General features: G+C 55.5%; 17 protein-coding genes. 7 read left to right on the forward strand and 10 right to left on the reverse strand.

Annotation, left to right across the window (positions count from 1 at the left end; translation table 11 throughout):
- The 3 genes from ACK4S7_RS03310 to ACK4S7_RS03320 form a co-directional block, all read left to right on the forward strand.
- The coding region (locus ACK4S7_RS03310; protein WP_409644597.1) for a 30S ribosomal protein S20 at nucleotides 1-93 on the forward strand (93 nt) is incomplete at its 5' end.
- A 510-nt stretch (nucleotides 94-603) separates the two neighbouring features.
- Complete coding sequence (gene dnaA / locus ACK4S7_RS03315) at nucleotides 604-1968, forward strand: chromosomal replication initiator protein DnaA (RefSeq protein WP_409644529.1); 1365 nt, start codon at nucleotides 604-606, stop codon at nucleotides 1966-1968.
- A 197-nt stretch (nucleotides 1969-2165) separates the two neighbouring features.
- Nucleotides 2166-3137 (forward strand): SH3 domain-containing protein, encoded by a 972-nt coding sequence (locus tag ACK4S7_RS03320; protein WP_409644531.1) that lies wholly within the window; start codon nucleotides 2166-2168, stop codon nucleotides 3135-3137.
- 22 nt (nucleotides 3138-3159) lie between these two features.
- Here the strand turns inward: ACK4S7_RS03320 and ACK4S7_RS03325 are convergent, their stop codons facing one another.
- From ACK4S7_RS03325 to secB, 4 genes are all read right to left on the reverse strand, one after another.
- Nucleotides 3160-3813, reverse strand: coding sequence for a DUF4136 domain-containing protein (locus ACK4S7_RS03325; RefSeq protein WP_409644532.1), 654 nt, complete (start codon nucleotides 3811-3813; stop codon nucleotides 3160-3162).
- A gap of 102 nt (nucleotides 3814-3915) precedes the next feature.
- Nucleotides 3916-4914 (reverse strand): tryptophan--tRNA ligase, encoded by a 999-nt coding sequence (trpS, locus tag ACK4S7_RS03330; RefSeq protein ID WP_409644534.1) that lies wholly within the window; start codon nucleotides 4912-4914, stop codon nucleotides 3916-3918.
- 5 nt (nucleotides 4915-4919) lie between these two features.
- Nucleotides 4920-6524 carry a murein biosynthesis integral membrane protein MurJ gene (gene murJ, locus ACK4S7_RS03335; RefSeq protein WP_409644535.1) on the reverse strand — a complete coding sequence of 535 codons (1605 nt, stop codon included), beginning with the start codon at nucleotides 6522-6524 and terminating at the stop codon, nucleotides 4920-4922.
- 23 nt (nucleotides 6525-6547) lie between these two features.
- Entirely contained in the window at nucleotides 6548-7057 is a 510-nt protein-coding gene (gene secB, locus ACK4S7_RS03340) for a protein-export chaperone SecB (protein WP_409644537.1), read from the reverse strand.
- Nucleotides 7058-7295: 238 nt separating this feature from the next.
- Between secB and ACK4S7_RS03345 the strand changes: the two genes are divergently transcribed.
- From ACK4S7_RS03345 to ACK4S7_RS03355, 3 genes are read left to right on the forward strand one after another with little or no spacing between them, the layout of a single operon-like run.
- Nucleotides 7296-7955, forward strand: coding sequence for a Tim44/TimA family putative adaptor protein (locus ACK4S7_RS03345; RefSeq protein WP_409644538.1), 660 nt, complete (start codon nucleotides 7296-7298; stop codon nucleotides 7953-7955).
- 12 nt (nucleotides 7956-7967) lie between these two features.
- A complete protein-coding gene (locus ACK4S7_RS03350) occupies nucleotides 7968-9212 on the forward strand; it encodes a murein transglycosylase A (RefSeq protein WP_409644539.1) in 1245 nt (414 codons plus the stop codon).
- 7 nt (nucleotides 9213-9219) lie between these two features.
- Entirely contained in the window at nucleotides 9220-9774 is a 555-nt protein-coding gene (locus ACK4S7_RS03355; protein ID WP_409644540.1) for a Smr/MutS family protein, read from the forward strand.
- A 9-nt stretch (nucleotides 9775-9783) separates the two neighbouring features.
- On the opposite strand, the gene dapE is transcribed toward ACK4S7_RS03355, so the two are convergent.
- From dapE to ACK4S7_RS03375, 4 genes are all read right to left on the reverse strand, one after another.
- Entirely contained in the window at nucleotides 9784-10923 is a 1140-nt protein-coding gene (gene dapE, locus ACK4S7_RS03360; protein ID WP_409644542.1) for a succinyl-diaminopimelate desuccinylase, read from the reverse strand.
- Between the two features lie 39 nt (nucleotides 10924-10962).
- On the reverse strand, nucleotides 10963-12303 hold the full coding sequence (locus tag ACK4S7_RS03365) for a hypothetical protein (RefSeq protein WP_409644543.1): 1341 nt from the start codon (nucleotides 12301-12303) through the stop codon (nucleotides 10963-10965).
- A gap of 120 nt (nucleotides 12304-12423) precedes the next feature.
- Nucleotides 12424-13893 (reverse strand): glycerol kinase, encoded by a 1470-nt coding sequence (locus ACK4S7_RS03370; RefSeq protein ID WP_409644544.1) that lies wholly within the window; start codon nucleotides 13891-13893, stop codon nucleotides 12424-12426.
- Complete coding sequence (locus ACK4S7_RS03375) at nucleotides 13890-15419, reverse strand: SLC5 family protein (RefSeq protein WP_409644546.1); 1530 nt, start codon at nucleotides 15417-15419, stop codon at nucleotides 13890-13892. The genes ACK4S7_RS03370 and ACK4S7_RS03375 overlap by 4 nt, the downstream gene beginning before the upstream one ends.
- A 46-nt stretch (nucleotides 15420-15465) precedes the next feature.
- On the opposite strand from ACK4S7_RS03375, the gene ACK4S7_RS03380 reads away from it, so the two are divergent.
- Nucleotides 15466-17685: an alpha-galactosidase gene (locus tag ACK4S7_RS03380; RefSeq protein ID WP_409644547.1), complete on the forward strand. Its 2220-nt coding sequence runs from the start codon at nucleotides 15466-15468 to the stop codon at nucleotides 17683-17685.
- On the opposite strand, the gene ACK4S7_RS03385 is transcribed toward ACK4S7_RS03380, so the two are convergent.
- On the reverse strand, nucleotides 17667-19055 hold the full coding sequence (locus ACK4S7_RS03385; RefSeq protein WP_409644548.1) for a UdgX family uracil-DNA binding protein: 1389 nt from the start codon (nucleotides 19053-19055) through the stop codon (nucleotides 17667-17669). The two genes, ACK4S7_RS03380 and ACK4S7_RS03385, sit on opposite strands and share 19 nt — an antisense overlap.
- Nucleotides 19052-20293, reverse strand: coding sequence for a putative DNA modification/repair radical SAM protein (locus tag ACK4S7_RS03390; protein WP_409644549.1), 1242 nt, complete (start codon nucleotides 20291-20293; stop codon nucleotides 19052-19054). The genes ACK4S7_RS03385 and ACK4S7_RS03390 overlap by 4 nt, the downstream gene beginning before the upstream one ends.
- Nucleotides 20294-20399 lie beyond the last annotated feature (106 nt).

Consider the following 20399-nt stretch of genomic DNA (forward strand, 5'->3'; position numbering starts at 1 on the left):
CTGGCACGTGGCGTTTCCAAGGGCGTCCTCCACAAGAATACTGCTTCGCGCAAATTTGGTCGCCTCACAAAGGCGGTCGGCGGTCTCGCTTAGACCCAGCCCAACCGGCGGGATCATTCCGCCTCCAAGTTTCGAAACCCGCCGCATTCACGGCGGGTTTTTTTGTGAAATGTAACATTGTTTAACGGTGAGGATTTCCCGCGATTCGGGCGGTTCCTTCGTGCGAATTTATGGTAAAATTGCGCTAATTCAGTGGTTTATCATTTAATTAACGCATTTGCTCGCCTCTAGCCGAGTCAATGGCATTTATTTCAGTTTTTTTGCAGCCCTGCTCTTGATCGACTCGTTTCTTGGGGTCTAAGAAATGCTTTCCAGCAACGCATGACGACAGTCAGGCAATGCCTTACATGGAGAATTGAAACGTGGCGTTGGCTGCATTTGGAAACAAATGTGAGGCCATCCCCTGGTCGATCTGTGTCCGGTAGATAGCCTGCGGTTATGTAGTACTGGTTGGGGTGGAAAATGGGGGCAGGCAAGTTGGCCGAAGGCAATTCAGTATCGCAAAACAAAATAGGTCCATCGGCAGACGGCAGTGATGCCCTAATGTCAAAAGCTCGTTTTGATGCCGATTGGCATAATATCTCTTCAGGATTGCGTCGCGATTTAGGGGCACAGATTTACGGGCAATGGATTCGCTCCATAAGCTTGGGGGATTTTTGCGATCTGACCGGCACATTGGAGCTATTGCTGCCGTCGGATTTCTCTGCAAGCTGGGTATCGGATCATTATGCTGATCGCCTGCGTCTTGCTTGGTCAAGCACCAACAACAGCGTCAAACAGCTTAAAATCCGGACGCGGCCTGGTGCACCCAGGGTTGAATTGCTGCGTGCATCCAACAACGCAGAACGTGCGGTAGCGCAAGAGGCGAGCGAATCAATTGCACCGCGTGCGGCGCTTGACCCGCGAATGACTTTCGCAAATTTTGTCAAAGGCCAAACAAACGTGCTCGCTTTAAGCGCGGCAGAACGCGTTGCGTCGAAAGACAAGCCATTGTTTAACCCGCTATATCTTCAGGCGGCGACAGGCCAAGGCAAGACGCATCTGATGCATGCCATCGGGCATGCTTATGCCGAGGTTAATCCGAACGCTCAGATTCTGTACATGTCGGCCGAAAAATTCATGATGGAATTTGTGACCGCGATGCGGCGCAAGGAAGTCATGGAGTTCAAAGCAAGGCTGCGTGCGGTTGACGTTCTGCTTATTGACGATATCCAGTTCATCATCGGCAAGGTTTCGACGCAGGAAGAGTTTCTGCACACGATCGACGCTATCATCGGCGCGGGCAAGCGCTTGGTCGTTTCGGCTGACCGCGCACCTCAAGCGCTTGACGGCGTAGACCAGCGTATACTCTCGCGCCTGTCCATGGGCTTGGTCGCTGATATCCAGCCAGCCGACCTGGAGCTGCGCCGCTTGATTCTCCAACAGCGTCTGGCCAACATGCCCGAGGCGCAAGTCGGTGAAGACGTGGTAGAGTTTCTCGCCCGCACCATCAGCCGTAATGTCCGCGAACTGGAAGGCGGACTGAACAAGTTGCTCGCTTATGCTCAGTTGACTGGTAAACCAGTCACGCGGACATTGGCCGAAGAGCAGCTTAAGGATATCCTGAGCGCGTGCCGCCGCCGGATCACCATTGACGAGATTCAGCGCGCCGTGTGTGAATATTATCGCATTGACCGAAGCGAAATGTCTTCGAAGCGCCGGGCGCGCGCCGTGGTTCGCCCGCGTCAGGTGGCGATGTATCTCGCAAAGGTCATGACACCGCGCAGCTACCCCGAAATCGGACGCAAATTTGGTGGACGCGATCACAGCACCGTCATTCACGCGGTGCGCTTGGTTGAAGGCCTTCGCCAGCAGGACAGCGACATGGACAATGATGTGCGTGCATTGTTGCGCCAGCTCGAAGCCTGATTTTCCACCCCTTTTCAACAGGCTTTCCAGCGCTTATCCCCATGATGTGAGTCGGAAGGAAAGTAATGGGAAAAACGTGCGCATCATGTGGGTTTGCTAATCCAGAAAGCGCCGCCTTTTGCGCCAAATGTGGACATGCGCTGAAGCCTAAAGCTGCAAGACAATATTCCAGATCGGCTACAAAGCGGCACTGGCTGGTGCCGGCTGCTGCTATCGTTACATTGTTGATTATGGGCGGGTTCTATTTCTGGCTGTTTATTGCCGACGATATGCAACCGAGCGCTGATTCAGCCGCAACCAAAACGGAAGATGCCTCACAAGCTGGAGCGCAGATATTCTTTGCAATGACCGACGCGAATTTACGCGACAGGCCGACGACTACCGGCAGTAATATCTTGGGCAAATTGCCGCGTGGGTCGCAAGTCACGGGGACAATTCAGCCTGGCTCTGGTAGTGATGGCGGATGGCTTGAACTGAGCGACGGCAATGGCTTTGTCGCCCTTATCAACCTGTCGCAAAATAAGCCGCCGGTTCTCACCAAGTCATTAAATGATCAATCTTGGGCTGCGGATGGGTTGATTGACGTCTGGGCAACAACTTTGCCCGATAGCGATTTGCTGGACCGGGTCCGCGAAGGCACCAAGCTGACGCTGGTGGGGACCACGGCAGATAATTTTATCGAGGTGAAGCTTGACGGTGGCCGCTATGGCTACCTCGCCGACGCCACTTCCATATTGGCCCGGCTGGGCGGCAAGCCAATTTCCATTGGCTTTAATCCCCAAACCTGCGCATTTGCCGGCGAGATCGGCGCGGAATTCGCGAAGATTGGCGCGCAACTGCAAGCGCAGTGGCAGGCGTTGGAAGCGAAAGACTTCGCAGATGAAACAGCGCGGGAAAAAGCCTATGCGGCGATAGAAGGTAAAAGCAAATTTGTAAGGCTACGCCGTTCTTTCGAAGGATTGTCGCTGACAGGACTTGCGCAGCATTATGAATCGCAGTCGCTCTATTTCGATGACCCGCCCGCTAAAGTCATTGAAGTGTTTCGCGGACAAGGGTTTAATATCGGGCGCGACGGCCTGTTCCAATCAACAGAGCTATATGCGGGAATCACTGCGACGCGCGGCGAAGTCGCTGCCTATGGAAAAACCGAACTGGGCTGCGGCGTTTAGCGCGCAGCCCAGATTTTCGTGATTAGCGTTTTTCCTCGGGAGCGACCGAAATGCGCACGGTTTCTCCACCGTTGCCGGGAAAGCCGGTGAACATCGCCTCAACCAGATTTGGTACCAGATAGGGTAGCTTGTTCGACCGTGACTTTGCTTCAGCCTTGCCCTCGAACAAACGCTTGCCATCGCCGTTCCGGTCAATCTTCATATCCAGATTGGCCGTGTAGACAGTAAAGCTGTCGACGTCGTAGGGACGATTAAAGCCGCTGTAGAGAAACGGATCATAATAACCCACGACATAGCGTGCACCGCGACGTGTGCGCACGACATAAGGCCGGTAGAAACTGCCATATCCCCAATAAGGATCGTAGAATGGGTCCTGACGCACGATCGTTCGTTCTTTGCCCTGATCGACAGCATAATCGAGTACGACGGTCATGTCCGCATTTGCACCTGATGCAGGGACATATCCGATTTCCTGAAGCTCGTTTGCCACGAGAGCCGCATATTGGCCAAACTCAATTCCGCCAGCATTAGCAGGATTTGCTGCGCGAATGACGAAGGTTTGACCTTGTGGGGCCGGAAGCTCCTGAAAGCGCGAAACATCAGCGTTGAAAGGAGTGGCGCAAGCACTCAGCGTGAGCAACGCCAGCGGGGCGAGAAACATTGCGACCTTTTTCATCAATTAAATTCCTTAAGAATCGACCGGAGGCCGAGTGACTTATAACGTTCCTAGGCTACGATGGTTCAACTGAACTGCGGTTGAACGACAATATGACCCTGTTTAACGCAGCAGGCCAAGGGCTGCGTAAGCCGACTTTAATGTGGGTGCGCTTAATTCGCGCGCCTTGGCGGCGCCTTTGGCGAGCGCAGCGTCAATCTGTTCATGGTCATCCTTGAGCGCCGCAAAGCGCTCGGAAATGGGACGCAAATGCTCAACGACGATTTCCGCCAGTGCCGGCTTGAATGCGCCAAATCCCTGACCGCCAAACCGCGCCAACGTCTGGTCAACAGTTTCCTCAGCAAAGGCGGCGTATATACCCACAAGGTTTTTTGCTTCTGGCCGGCCCTCGAGACCATCCTGTTCCGACGGCAAGGGTTCGGGGTCGGTTTTGGCTTTCCTGATCTTGGCCAGGATCGTATCCGCATCGTCGGTCAAGTTAATGCGGCTCATATCGCTTGGGTCTGACTTGGACATTTTTGCATTTCCGTCACGTAAGCTCATGATACGTGCGGTTGCCTTAGGAATAATCGGGTCCGGCAACGTGAAAATCTCGGTCCCATTGCCGTAATCAGTATTGAACTTTTGTGCGATGTCGCGGGCGAGCTCCAGATGTTGTTTCTGGTCTTCGCCAACTGGCACGTGCGTTGCCTGATACAGCAGGACGTCAGCAGCTTGCAGAATGGGGTAAGTGAACAGCGCAATGCTTGCGCCTTCACGATTCTTGCCAGACTTGTCCTTGAACTGAGTCATGCGGTTCAGCCAACCCATACGCGCCGTGCCGGTTAACAGCCATTGCAACTCAGCATGGGCGGGGACCTGCGCCTGATTAAACAGGATCGCTTTATTGGTATCCAGCCCGCAAGCGAGCAAGGCGGCTGCCATTTCGCGGGTATTCGCAGTCAACTCCGCGGGTACATGCGGCATTGAAATGGCATGCAAATCAGCGAGAAAGTACAGGCATTCCATCTCGTCCTGCATTTTGACCCAGTTGCGGATGGCACCCAGATAATTGCCCAGATGGAGGTTGCCAGTTGGCTGAATGCCAGAAACGACGCGCATGTTTTTTACTCGCTAACAGGTGCCGCTGGCGTGGTGGCGCGCCGGCGGAAGAGGGATTTCAGCTCGTGGATCCGGTAGGCCCCAACAAGCAGTATGGAGAGCGCATATACCGCGCCGCCAACGCTCACCAATAGGGATAATACGGCAATTCGACGCCACAATCCCGAGCCAAGTTGATCCTCGATGAGTTCGTTGCCGAAAAACAGCGCAACGCCCATTGAAAATGCTGCCAACACAATTCGCCAGGTCTTTTGCTTCAGTCTGGCATCGACTTCGATGTGGCCACGCTTGCGTAGAGTGAACCACAACAATGCTACGTTAACCCAAGCGGCGATGGCTGTCGCCACACCGACACCGATATGCGCCAACGGCCAGATAAGAATGAGATTGCCGACAAGATTGACGAGCATTGACCATAAGGCCAGCCGCAACGGTGTTTTGGTGTCGCTTCGTGCATAGAAACCAGGTGTCAGCACCTTGATCAGGACATAAGCTGGAACACCAGCCGAAAACGCCATCAGGACGGCTGCCGTCCCGCGCGTATCGGCCGCCGTAAAGGCACCATGTTCGAAGATACCGTGGACAATAGGAATCGCCGATACAATTAAAGCCACGGTTGCTGGCATCGCGAAGAATAGCGCCAGTTCCACCGCGCGGTTTTGGGTGTCGGAGGCTGCCTTGCTATCCGCTCCTGCAATCTGGCGCGAAAGCGCGGGCAATATGGCCGTGCCGATCGCAATGCCAATTAGGCCAAGAGGCAATTGATTAAGCCGGTCAGCATAATAGAGCCATGACACGGAGCCTTCGGGCAGGAATCGGGCGGCGAGCGAGGTGGAGATCAGCAGATTGAACTGAATGGCGCCTTGTCCGATGGCGGCGGGTGCGATTAACGCCAGCATCAGTTTTACGTCCGGGGTCAAACGTGGGAAAGTAAGATTAAGATTAACCCCTGCCCGGTGACATGCCCACATTAGCCAAAGCAATTGCAACGCGCCTGAAACCGTCACCGCAATTGCTTGAGTGACAGCCGTTTCAACTTCCGTATCGCCGCGGAAGAATATCAGCGCGATGATCATGCAGATGTTGAGTAAAATAGGTGCTGCGGCATTTACCCAAAAACGGTTCAGCGAGTTTAATATCCCGCCGAGCAAAGAGACCAAAGATATAAGAGCGAGATAGGGGAAAGTGATGATCGTCAGGTGTCGCGCAAGCGCGAACTTTTCCGGTCCGCCATCAGGAAAACCGCCAGTCATGGCCCAAACCACCGGGCCTGCAGCTAACATCATCATAATTGTAAATACAACGAGAAACGGGAACAACACTGACAGCACTTGGCTAGCGAACGTGCGTGCGGCAATCAGGCCTTGGTCAGCTTGTTCGCGCTCGGCCTCGGTCATCTTCTTGTTAAAAAGGGGGACAAACACCGCTGCAAAGGCGCCTTCTGCGAACAATGCACGAAACAGGTTGGGCAGGCGCCACGCAATCAAAAATGCGTCGGACGCAAGCCCTGCGCCAACAAAGCGGGCCATTAACATGTCGCGCACAAGCCCAAGGACGCGGCTGACCAGCGTCAGCGCCCCGATGGTGATGCTGTTACGAACCAGGCTCATATGTTCACCTGGTGCTGCTAGCTTCAGGCTTCGCCGGCAGGCTGTGTCTCGGCCATTTGCTGTGCTTGGGACAGCTGCTGAATATAGAGCGCATTGAAATCGATCGGTTCAAGCACCAATGGTGGATAGCCTGCATCGCGCACTGCATCGGCAACAATCCGGCGCGCAAATGGGAACATCAGGCGGGGCGCTTCGCCAAAGAGAAATGGATGGGCCTGCTCGTCCGAGACGTTCCGCAGGCCGAACAACGTGCCGTAATCAAGCTCTACGGAGAATTGAACGCCATTGTCGGTCTCGGCCTTGATAACAAGCCGAAGGGCGACTTCGTGCACCTCGTCTGTGATGGCATTGGCCTGAATATTAACCTGAACGTCAATTTGTGGCGCGCCTTCCCAGTTGAAGCTATGAGGGGCATGCGGGTTTTCAACCGACAAGTCCTTGATATATTGATTCAACATTCCAACTGCAGGCGCAGTATCTTCGCCATTGGCTTTTACATTGTCAGAAACGATAGTACCTGTTTCGTCGGCCATGAGATGTCGTGCTTTCTTATTTGTTGCCGTGGTCGTTATGACGCGACCGTTGATGGCCGTCGCGCCTAGCAGGCGAGCCGTGAAAGGGCAATGATTGTTGCGCTTGCGCCAAGCCGCATTTTTCTTTGGGCAAAGCCCTTTGAAACCCGTATCATTAATGCTTATATGCTTTAATACTGGAGCCGGGCGAATAAATTTTGCACAGAACCGGCTGACATTTTTGCCGCATGGAGGCTTTGTGACGTTTACTATTGTATTGCTAGCTTTGGTTGCAGCTTTCCTGGGCCTTCGCCTGTATTCTGTTCTCGGAAAACGCACCGGGCACGAACAGGAGCCTGTGGCCCGACGTCCCATTGAAGCAAATACAACGCCATTGTTGCGGCAGCCATCAGTTGGCGGCGACGCTGCTACAACTTTGCCGGCAAATGACTGGGCAAACGTCGACATGGCCGCGCAAAGCGGCATCAAGGCAATTGCCAATGCAGACCGCAGCTTTGACCTTGGACTATTTGTAGAAGGTTCAAAATCCGCTTATAAAATGGTTCTTGAGGCTTATTGGAAGGGCGACAAGGAAGCTTTGCGTTTCTTGTGCGACGACGATGTCTACGAAAGCTTTGCCGAAGCGATCGATGGGCGCACGGCACGTGGCGAAACTCTTGAAAACCGATTGGTGCGTATTGATGAAGTTCGCGTCGTGGATGCAAGCTACGATCATCCGATGGCCCGTATATCGGTTCGGTTTGACGCTGACATCGCGGCAATGGTCAAGGATGCCGAAGGAAATATCATTGGCGGATCGATGACCGATGCTGTCGAAACGCACGATATTTGGACCTTCATGCGTGACGTGAAATCAGGCGGCCGTAACTGGAAGCTTGACGAAACCGACTCGGTCTGATTCATCCGGGCGATGAAACGCGCCCTTTTAGTTTTCGGTTTATCCGCCTTTTCACTTTCCGCCTGTTCAAGCGGGGTCATCCCGAATGGAGGCCCTGCGACATCGTCGGGACCATCCGCGCCTGCGCGCACTGTTGCGGACAAAGCTGCAAAGCCAATCCCTTCAACACCCGAAGCTACGATAGCCCCGCCAGTGCAGACCGGCGATGGAACAACTGCTGCGACATTGGGTGTCGTGCGTGGTCCACAAATTGCCGCACTACAAGTTGATGAGCGCAAGGCAAAGATCGCCATGGATAGCTTTAGGACAAGCTGCCCGGGCCTGGTCCGGCGTCTCGACAATAGCGGTTTAACTCAGGGAAGCGATTGGGTCGCAGCATGTGACGCCGTCAAGACCTGGACGGGCGATGCCGTTTCGTTTTTTGCAGCGCATATGGACGCGGTCCAGGTTGGCGATGGCAAGGCCTTTGCCACCGGCTATTTTGAACCTGAGATAGCCGGTTGCCGAACGCCCCGGCCCGGGTGCAATGTGCCAGTGTATAAACGCCCGGCAGACCTTATCGACGTAGATCTGGGGCTGTTCTCCGAAGATTTGAAGGGTAAAAATATCCGGGGTAAGGTGACCGGCACGAAACTTGTGCAATATGATGATCGGGCAGCTATTGAAGGCGGATCCTTGGCTGGGCGCGGTCTTGAGATCGCTTACGCAGCAGATGTTGTTGAATTCTTCTTTCTCCAAATCCAGGGGTCGGGCCGGCTAAAGCTTCCGGATGGCGGCGTGATGCGCATTGGCTATGAAAGCCAGAATGGGCGCGGATACACCGGCATTGGCAGGTTAATGCGTGACCGCGGTTTGATAACCGACGCGTCCATGCAAGGAATTGTCGCTTATCTTAAGGCGAATCCTGAAGAGGGCCGCAAGATTATGCAGGAAAACAAAAGCTATATATTCTTCCGCGAACTCACTGGCGCCGGACCATTGGGCGCGATGGGCTATCCTGTTGTGGGTGAGGCGAGCATTGCAGTTGATGTGAAGTTCATACCCTTGGGCGCACCTGTCTGGCTGTCGATGGACCGCGCTGAACCCAATGGCATCTGGATTGCGCAGGATACTGGCGGCGCTATCAAGGGCGCCAATCGTGTCGATACCTTCTGGGGTGCAGGCGACCGCGCGCGCGCAATTGCAGGTGGCATGTCTGCTCGCGGAGCAGCGCTGGTATTTTTGCCCAAGGCTGCGGTTGCAAGGTTAGGCCTGTAAAGCTGCCATGGCGCGGCATCTCGACAGCACGGAAAGATCGCTTTGGGGTAAGGTCATAGCCACCGTAAAACCGATGCATGGCGGAAAAGCGAAGCCGGTGCCTGTTGCAACCCCGACTGCCGATAGGGCCGCGCTGACAGAGTTTCTAAATACCAAGCCCAAGCCTGTCCCGAACAACGCAAACCCAAAACACGCAACCATCCAAAGCAAATTTACGCCTGTTCCGCACAATCTTGATGGACATTGGGACAAAAGGATCAGGCGGGGCAGCATCGTTCCTGATGTCAGCATCGACTTGCATGATGCTTCTTTGTCGCTGGCCTATAACCGCCTTGATGGTGCGCTGGAGCAGGCGATTACGCAGCGAATGAAGGTGATATTGCTGGTAACCGGCAAATCGCGCACGCATGACCGGGCAAGTGGTGAGGGCAGGGGCGCAATTGCTGCCGTTGTCCGCGACTGGCTTGCGGCGTCACGTCACGCCCGGCATATTTCGGCGGTGCGCAACGCCCACCCGCGCCATGGTGGCGCAGGCGCGCTCTACATTATTTTAAAGACTTAGGCCGCCAACCTAAGTCGCCAGCATTTTTAGCGCAACGCGCCTGTATATTTCCGTCAACGCCGATAGGTCGGCAATAGCGACCGCTTCATCCAGCTTGTGCATGGTGGCATTACAAAGGCCAAACTCGACCACTGGGCATATTTTTGTGAGGAATCGCGCGTCCGAAGTGCCACCTGTTGTTGATGCTTCTGGCGCGATCCCGACGACAGCCTCAACCGCTTCCGAAATAGCCCCTGAGAGCGCGCCAGGAGGGGTCAGGAAGGCCTCGCCAGAGATCATGGCGGTGAGTGCACCCCCACGGGCTTCGACAAGCTCACGGAGCCGCAAAACGAGCGCTTCACCGTTTTGCAAATCATTGAACCGGATTGACAACCGCGCTTCGGCCTTTGCGGGAATGACATTTGTCGCCTTGTTGCCGACATTCAGGTCGGTAATCTCGATATTGCTCGCCTGAAACCAGTCGGTGCCTTCGTCAAGCGTGATGGCTTCGATATCCGCCAAAATCGCGATTAGTCGCGGAATTGGGTTGTCTGCCAAATGCGGGTAAGCAACATGGCCCTGCGTTCCCGCGACTGAAATCCACATATTAACGGAACCGCGGCGGCCGATTTTCATCATGTCGCCGAGGCGGTTGACACTGGTTGGTTCACCAACAAGACAAAAATCAGGTATCGTCCCACGTGCTTGAATGTGCGTGATCAGCGCGCGTGTGCCGTGGATAGCTGGACCTTCCTCATCGCCTGTAATGATCAGGCTTATGGTTCCCGCATCGCTGGGGATGTCGTGCAACGCAGCGACAAAAGCCGCGATGCTGCCTTTCATGTCAACGGCGCCGCGCCCGTGCAAAAGGTCACCTTTAATCTCGGGCACGAACGGATTGCTGGCCCAGCCATTTCCCGGCGGCACGACATCGACATGGCCAGCGAAGGCAAAGTGATTTCCCTGAGCTTCGCGGATCGCGAACAGATTTTCTACCGGCGCCCCATGTGCCGGGTTGTCGTCGTCTTCGCCTGAAATGAATCGTTCGACGGTAAATCCTAATGGCACCAGCATATTCTGGAGCTCATCGAATACTGCGCCGTTGGCCGGGGTGACGCTTTCGCAAGCAATCAGTCGTTGGGCGTAGGCAAGTGCAAGGGCATCGGTCATTAATCCGACGCGTTACGGACTAACGTTCGTCAAAACAAGTCAGACGTCAGCTTTCCGAAGAGCCTTTTCCGTCAGCGCCGCATCACCCTGAACCGAGCCGATAATCGCCACGCTGCCATCTGCTTCGCGGCGACCGACGAACAGAATGAACTCGTCACCGGTGTCGGCAAATTCGCTCAGATCTTTTTTGCGTGCGGACCGCAGGCGGGGGCGCGGGTCGGTTGATGCTGGCGCGATTTGCAGGCCTGCGGCGACCTTCTTGGCACGGCGCTCCGCGCTGACGACGCCTTTCAGACCGCCGTCAAATTTGGCAAGGATCTCCGCAAGGCCTCCCATCGGAACCGCATTGCGCTGCGCAAATTGGAGCGCAGAGGCAAATTCGGTCAGTCTGGTTTTGTCATAGCTAGCGCCAAAAATCAGTTTGACGATGGGCGTAAACGGTGCGCGCTCCTGAACAGTCAGGCCAGCATCGCTCAACAGCTCCGCATATTCTTCGGGATTTTCAGCAGCAATTAGCGCAAAATCGTGCGCCTGACCAATCGCTTGATATAGCGCGTCGCGGGTGCGCTGGTCAGAATCGCGTGCTTCATCTGCAAATTGGCGGGCGATTTGAAGCCAATCGGCAAGGCAGGTTTTTTCTCCGACTGGGGTGTCCAACACGAGTTCCGGAACGTCAAAAGTCGGTTCCTCGTCGAGATTCGCAGGTGTTAGAGCTTTGAGTATATCCCCGGTGATTGGACCATTGTCCCACATGGGCGCATGCTCTTCACGACTAGGTACTGCCGCCAGCGATTGTTCGACCTCAAGCTGAAGAGCGACGTTTAAGTCGTCTGTAGCCACTTCTTTCCAGTTGATAACGCCGTAGATGAAATCGATGGTGTCATCGTCTGACGAATAAGGCATCAAAATACCCCGATACATGATTGTAATACCGAAGTTGTTTACAAACTCGGCTTCAAATCCAATCGGCGCACGGTTGGCGATAATTTGCAGATAGTGGTCAGTGATCCGCGACAGCAAAGAGCGGCTTGGCACTTCATCCAGATACGTAATGTTGGCAGTTAGTCCGCATTCCGCACGAAGTTTATCGCCGAGAAAATCGATGGATGGATTGTCTATCCCTGATGTAAAATCCAGTAACACGCTATAGTCGCGAAAGTCATCGATCGTGGCAGGATCAAGGTCTTCGATATTCGGATAATTTTTCCCCTGAAGCTGAGAGGTCCAGAAATTATGGGCGCGGACTTGCATCCGCCGTTCGTCACTGGAAATAACGGGAGGCGGTTCAATTGCTGCATCTTCATCATCGAAAATGGCATAGGCCGGAAACTCGGCTCCGATGTCCGATCCGAATGGTTCAAATCCTTGCACATTATCCATCTTTTGGTCCTACCGAAATCGTCCGCAATATTGTGACGACATTACCGTGCCTTCAGATGGTTAAGATGACGTAAATTTTTACATTAGCACGCAATTGAGCCTGTTAGATGCCGGTCTTGGTTAATGTTGCAGGACGCGGGCGAGTGCGTTGGTCCAACCGGATAAACGGACTTCACGGGCCTCTGGCTCAAGCATTGGAGCAAAGCGCGTAACCCCGCCGCGCATAATGGCGGCGTCTTCGAGCGTAGGGTATAATCCGCATCCGACTGATGCGAGCATGGCCGCGCCAAGCGCGGTTGTTTCCACAAATGCCGGTCGTTCAACGTCAATGGCAAGCATGTCCGCCAAATCCTGCGCCATCCAGTCATTTGCAACCATGCCACCATCAATGCGCAATTCGGCCCAGTCTGCGCCATCGGCGGCAAAGGCAGTTTTCAGGTCATAGGTCTGGTGGGCCATTGCCTCCAACGCCGCGCGCGCGACATGCGCCTTTGTCGCTGCAAAGCTAAGCCCGCTGATCGTGGCGCGCGCATCTGGCCGCCAATGTGGCGCGCCAAGGCCAGATAGCGCAGGCACCAAATAAACGCCTCCATTGTCCGCGACGCTGCGCGCCAATGGCTCGGTTTCGGCGGCATGCGATATCAGACCCAGATCATCGCGCAGCCATTGGACAAGGCTGCCCGCGACGAACACCGACCCTTCAAGTGCATAATGACGCTCACCATTCAATTGATACAAGATCGTCGACAGCAAACGGTGGCGCGACTGCCGCAGCGTGGTGCCTGTCTGCGTAAGCACGAATGCGCCAGTGCCGAACGTCGCCTTAGTCTGTCCGACCGCAAAGCAGCCTTGGCCTATGGTCGCGGCTTGCTGGTCGCCGGCCATGCCCGAAATGCGGATTGCGCCGCCGAAATGCTCCGGCAATGTTGTGCCAAGCTCGCCTGCGCAATCGGTGATCTCGGGCAGAATGTCGCGCGGGACGCCGAACAGATCCATTAACCCGTCATCCCAACCGCCGCTGCCAATCGCCATCAGCGCGGTGCGTGCAGCGTTACTGGCGTCGGTGATGTGGCTTCCTCCGGTTAAACGGTAGACCAGGTAGCTTTCGACCGTACCAACCGCCAAGTTTGCGCCAGCTTCCTTCAACTGCGGCCAATTCTCCAAAGCCCAGCCGATTTTCGAGCCGCTGAAATAAGGGTCAAGCAACAGCCCGGTTTTCGCCTGCACCACAGGCTCTTCGCCTTGATCCTTCATCGCGGCGCAAATGTCTGCGGTCCGCCGGTCCTGCCAGACGATGGCAGGCGCCAGCGGTTTTCCTGTTCTTTTGTCCCAGAAGACGATCGTCTCGCGCTGGTTGGTAATGCCGATGCTGGCGATACGATCTGCGCCACCGGCCTTTGCTACCATCGCCTGCGCGCAACTAAGCGTGAGGTTCCAGATTTCCTCTGCATCATGTTCGACGAGTCCGGGCTGCGGATAATGCTGGGTTAGCGGCCGCTGACAACTGTCCACTGCGCTTCCATCCGCCGTAAACAATACGGCACGAGTCGATGTGGTGCCCTCGTCGATGACCAATATATATTCGCTCATGCTTCTGCCACGCGCAATGCGCGTCCCTCCTTTGATAATATGAAAACGGCGCGGTTACCGAAAACCAGACGATTGACCGCAAGCGCCATAAGCACCGAGGTAACCAGCACAAAAACCATCACGTCAATATAATGCAGCCATGGCAGTCCGAAATGCTGATAGAATGTCTCACCAGCGAACAAGGTGTCGGGGCGGTACAGAACGAAATTATGCAGCGCATAAATGCCAACACCATAGATCAGCCCAAATATCGCCGCCCGCGCATCGACATTGTGAAACAGAAGCCCAGCGATGAACGCGGACAGGATCGGCATGGAGGAAAGGCCGTTGAGCTCTTGCAGCAGGTTGATGATACTGTTCGCGCCTGCGTAGAGCGGCACCAAGGCGATAGCGACAAGGCTTGCGCCGATACCCACCAAGCGGTTCAGCGTAATTGCGCTGGTCTTGTCATTGATGAATTTGCGGTGGAAATCGACAGTGTAGAGCGTAATCGTTGCATTAAGCACCGCCGAATAGGTTGTCAGCACAGCCGCCGCAATCATGGCGGCGAACATGCCACTGGTCCAGCTTGGGAGCACTTGGGCTACAACCATACCATAAGCCCGGTCGCCTACATCGCCGAAAAGTTTGAAGGCAACAACACCGGGGATGACGACAATTGGCGGGATGATGAGCACGCGGACAATTGCTGCAGCCATAACGCCCTTTTGCGCTTCGCGTACGGTCGGCGCGGCCAAGGCCTTTTGCGTAATATTCTGATTGGTTGACCAGTAGAATATCTGGATGAAAATCATGCCGGTGAACAATGTGTGAAACGGGATTGGAGAATCCAATCCGCCGACCATCGATACACGTTCGGTTGGAACGGCAGTAAACAGGTCGAAATTGACCGCAGCCAAAGCCAGGATGACCACCGCCATCGCCAGTCCCAATATGCCAACGCCGCTATAGGTATCGAGCACAGCAACCGCGCGTAGCCCGCCCAAAATCGCATAAGCCGCACCTACGACCGCAAAGATAACTGCGATAGCGATAACGGGGATTTCCGTGCCAAAGAGCGACTGCATAAACAGCGATCCACTGTAGATAACCGCGGGCAGATAAATGAAAACATTGCCGATCAGGAATAACGCCGAAATGACCGTGCGAATGCTTCCGCCATTATACCTTTTTTCCAGCAGTTCGGTGACTGTCGTGCAATTGTGGCGATAATAGATGGGGACAAAGACGAAGGCCAAGATCAGCAACCCCACAAACCCCGCCAATTCCCACCATGCAAGCAACAGCATCTGGTTGCCATTCATCCCCACCAGTTGATCAGTGGACAGGTTCGTCAGCGTGATCGCGCCGGCGACGAAAAACCAGTTCAGCCCGCCACCTGCCAGAAATATTTCTTTGTCGGTCTTGGTTTGATCACCCTTCGCATGGTTATGCCCGCGCACCTTAAGCCAGGTGAAAACGCCGATAAGCGCGGTCAGACTTACAAAAATGCCAAACTGGACAGCCGACTGACTGGCTTCGAACATTGCAATCCCCCCATCGCATCACGCGTCAGATTGCTCTGCGCTTTTGTTGGTTGCGAAACTAGAGCATGTGTTTGAAAAGGCAACGCGTCTGATGCGCGTGATTGATGCACCTGTGCCCAGGGGAGAAAATATTTTGCGCCACATCCGTTTCGATGCGCCCGACTGTTGCCTGATTTTGGCCTGCGAGAAGGGTGCGCCATTGTCGGTGCTGCATTGGGGCGCTGCCTTGCCCTTGAGCGTCAATGTTGCCGAGTTAGAGAGGCTGTCTATCCGGCAAGGGATGCACGGCGTGGCTGATGTGTCCTTGCCCTTGTCTTTGGCTATGGAGCCGGGGCTTGGCCACCCGATGTTCCATGGTCTTGCCGCGCATCGGGCAGGCAAGGATTGGGGCAGCCTGTTTGAGGTCGGCAAGATTGTGCCGCGCGAACATGGTGCTAAGATCATATGCCGCGATGAACGCACGCGCCTGGGTCTTGAATATGAGATTGAATTCGATGCGTTCACCGGTGTGCTGCGTATCCGGTCAACGCTAACTAACTATGGGGCAACCCCGTTTGATGTGAACGACATGATGACCGCATGCCTGCCGGTGCCGGATGCGATGACTGACATCATCGGTTTTACCGGGCGGTGGACGCAGGAGTTCACGCAAGAGCGCTTGAAACGCGATGCTGCAACCTATCTGCGCGAGAACCGCAGCGGACGGACGTCGCATTTTAGCTATCCCGCTATCTTGCTGGCTGCTGCGGATACCAGCGAAAGCGCGGGTGAGGCCTATGGCTTTCATCTGGCGTTCAGCGGCAATCATCGCCTCCGCGTGGACTCGCTGACCGATGGGCGGGTGTTGGCAAGCCTCGGCGCATTGCTTTTGCCTGGGGAAGTGCGGCTTGCGCCGGGGGAGGCTTATACCAGTTCTGAGATCGTAGCGGCCTATAGCGGGGCTGGCCTCAGCGCGCTCAGCCGCAAGTTCCATGACCATGTGCGGACCAAGTTGCTTCGTCCCGAAATGCGCGCCAAGCCCCGCCCAGTGCATTACAACACATGGGAGGCGGTCTATTTCGACCATGATGTGGCGAAGCTAAAAGAGCTTACCACGCGCGCGGCGGAGATTGGTGTGGAGCGCTTTGTTCTCGATGACGGCTGGTTCGGTGGCCGCCGCAATGACCAGGCGGGGCTGGGTGACTGGCATGTATCGGCGGACGTCTATCCCGATGGACTTGGACCCTTGGTTGAACATGTGACTGGCCTTGGCATGGAATTCGGGCTGTGGTTCGAACCCGAAATGGTCAACCCCGATAGCGACCTGTACCGCGCGCATCCCGACTGGGTTTTGGGCTTGGAGGGCGTGCAGCAGGTGCCGTTCCGGTCGCAGCTTGCGCTCGACATTAGCCGACCAGAAGTCGCGGATTACCTCTTCAATGCCATCGATGCGATTTTGCGCGACCATGCCATCAGTTACATCAAATGGGACATGAACCGGGACCTGAGCCATTCCGGCGGACAAGACGGCACGGCGCGCGCTTTTGCGCAGGTTCAGGCGCTTTACACGCTGCTTGACCGCGTCCGGAGTACGCACCCGAATGTTGAAATCGAAAGCTGTTCCTCCGGCGGCGCGCGCGCCGATATGGGCGTGTTGGCGCATAGCGACCGCGTTTGGACGTCCGACAGCAATGACGCGCTTGACCGCCAGGTTATCCAGCGCGGCGCAAGCTTTTTCCTGCCTTCCGAAGTGCTTGGTTGCCATGTAGGTCCAGCAAAATGCCATGTTACGGGGCGGCGTTTGTCGATGGAAATGCGCGCGGCAACGGCGCTTATGGGGCATATGGGGCTTGAGCTGAATTTGCTGACCGAGCGGGCGGCAGACCTTGATGTGCTCAAAAACGCCATCATTTTGCATAAAAAACACCGTGCTTTGCTGCATGATGGCGACCTATTCCGGATCGATACCGCGCCGCAATTGATAGCTAGCGGTGTCGTGGCACGTGATAAATCCGAAGCGATCTATTCGGTTGCTTATGTGGCCAGCGACGCAAAGGTTTTGCCGGGGCGTTTCAAGTTCGGTGGTCTTGATCCGGAGCGCCAATATCGTCTGCAGCTCATTTGGCCGACCAACTGGCAGGCGGTGAAAGGGCCATCCGCGATTGAAACGCTGAACCTGACCGGAGAGGGCGTTATGTTCAACGGCGCGGCGCTGATGCATAACGGATTGCAATTACCGCATGCATTCCCCGAAACGTGCTTGCTGTTTTACGTCGCCGCCATCTGAAGCGTTTCGATGCGCTCGCGCGCTTGCATGAGGTCCGCGACGAAGTTGCGGCGTTCCTGTGCGGCCATCTCCGCATCGGGAAGGCGCAGCAAATAGCTTGGGTGGATCGTCACCAAAACGGGCACGCCTTCCGTGCTTTGCAATATGCTGCCACGCTTGGCCGTAATCGCGACGTTGCGGCCCGTTAAACTGCGCGCTGCCGTGGCGCCCAAGGCGACGATCAGGTCGGGCTGCACCATTTCAATCTCGCGTGTCAGCCACCAGCGGCAATGGTTGACTTCGCCGACATTAGGCCGTTCGTGAATGCGCCGCTTGCCATCTGGTTTAAACTTGAAATGTTTGACAGCGTTAGTGACGTAGGCCTGCGATCGGTCTAGTCCGGCTTGTGCCAACGCAGCATCGAAAATTTGCCCTGCTGGCCCTACAAAGGGGCGCCCTTGCATATCTTCCTGGTCGCCCGGTTGTTCACCCACAAACATCAGTCTGGCCCGCTCTGGCCCTTCGCCAAAGACGATTTGCGTGGCTGGCGCGAACAAGGGGCAACGGCGGCAACGCACCGCTTCGGCGTGCAGCGACGCCAATGTATCCGCCACGGGTGCAGCAGTCTCTTTTTCGATCATCGCCAGTTCGCGGTTGCGCGCGGACTGGATCAGCTCGGAAACCAAGGCAGTCTCCGGCATATTGTGCCAATATTTCTTTGGCATCTCTTTCAACATCGCCTTCACCTTAAGGCGAGCGGGGTTAAAGATGGACCCGTAATAAGTCTTCCATTGCTCCTCGATGGCGTCCTCGGACGGCGCGTCTTCCTTGCGCGCAGGCGGCCCCTCCAGCAATTTGTCCTTGTCCCAATATATCGACAATTGCGGGGTGAGAATGGACCAGCGCATGCCAGCAAAACGGCGGACGAAGAACGATGCGTTGGTGCGGACGATATGATGTTCAGGTTCAAACCACGCGATATAATGCTCTTCACCATCTTCTACGATCCGCCGAAAACGAACGAAGGCGCGCATCTTGTGAATGTCCCGCCGCACGGTTTTTGCCATGATGTCGAGCTTGCGCAGCAGAGGATCGGCGCGGTCGCCCATGTGCCGCCGCCCCGCCTTTAGGTCGATGAGCAATTGAAACAAAAGGCCGAAACGTTCCGGGTCATTATGGCAAATCACGGCGCGCGACAGTTCAGCAAAACCCTTCGGCACGCCGATAGGAGCGGCCTCAATGGTGCTTTCTGGATTGGCAAACAGGTCAGTCCGCTGCACACCCACTTGCCATACTACATCGGCGGGCTTTGCGCCCAGACGCAGGAGGCCGCGGCACTGCGTGCGCCAGCCGTCAAAGTCATCTTCGCTCTCCAGTCGGGCGGTTATCACGCAAACAGCTCCAGCTGTTGGACCTTGGGCGCAACCGATGCGCGCAAATGCTCCATGTCGGTCAGCGCGCCGGGCGTCCATCCTTCCGCAGTGATAAAGGGTCGTATTTTCGTAACGGACACGGTGAGCCTGCCCACATCCTCAAGCCGCAACCGTCGCCAGCGCCGCGCCTTGACGATTGCGTCCACCGCTTTCGTGCCTAGCCCCGGCACACGCCACAATAAGGCCTTCGGCGCGCTGTTCACATCGATGGGAAACTGCGCGCGGTGCTTCAACGCCCAGGCAAGCTTCGGGTCGATATCGAGCGGCAGGTTGCCATCCGGCTCGGCCGCGTCCACCACCTCATGCGGGGCAAAGCCGTAAAAACGCATCAGCCAATCGGATTGATAGAGCCGGTGTTCGCGCATCAAAGGCGGGCGTTGCAGCGGCAAAACCGCGCTTGCATCGGGAATGGGGCTGAAGGCCGAATAATAGACACGGCGCAGGCCGAAGCGATCATAAAGTCCATTGGCGCGGCGTACGATGTCGCTGTCGGTCGCGGTATCCGCGCCGACAATCATTTGAGTCGATTGGCCCGCAGGCGCGAAATTGGGCGCGCTGCGATATTTCTTCTTCGCATCCCGCCCGTCGAGAATCGATTCTTTCAGGCCGCCCATCGCGCCTTCAATGCGCTCTTCCGATTTTTCCGGTGCAAGTTTTTGCAAGCCCGCACGTGTCGGCAATTCGACATTGATCGACAGTCGGTCTGCATGCCGGCCAGCAGCCTCGAGCAATTCATGATCAGCGTCGGGGATGGTCTTCAAGTGAATATAGCCGCGAAAATCATGGTCCTCACGCAAGCTGCGCGCGACCTCGACGATTTGCTCCATTGTATAATTCGAACTTTTGATGATGCCCGACGAGAGGAACAGCCCCTCAATATAATTTCGCCTGTAAAAATTGAGGGTCAGATCGACCACTTCCCTGGGCGTGAAGCGTGCGCGTCGGACGTTCGAGCTTTTGCGGTTGACGCAATAATGACAGTCGAAAATGCAGCTATTGGTCAGCAATATCTTTAACAAGGAAATGCATCGGCCATCAGGCGCGTAGGCATGGCAGATACCCATGCCTTCGGTCGAACCGATCCCGCCTGACTTATTGCTTGCGCGTTTCGCCGTTCCTGATGAGGCACAGGATGCGTCATATTTTGCTGCATCGGCAAGAATGGCAAGCTTTTCGGAAATTTGAATCTGCGACATTCGTTCTATATATGTTCTTGATGCGAGGCTGTCTATGCGCAATAAGTATATTTGGCGCGATTGGCCGAACATTCGCGTGGCCCGTCGGTTTACATCCCTCCCGCCA

This window comes from Sphingorhabdus sp., from assembly GCF_046292425.1.
Lineage (GTDB): Bacteria > Pseudomonadota > Alphaproteobacteria > Sphingomonadales > Sphingomonadaceae > Sphingorhabdus_B.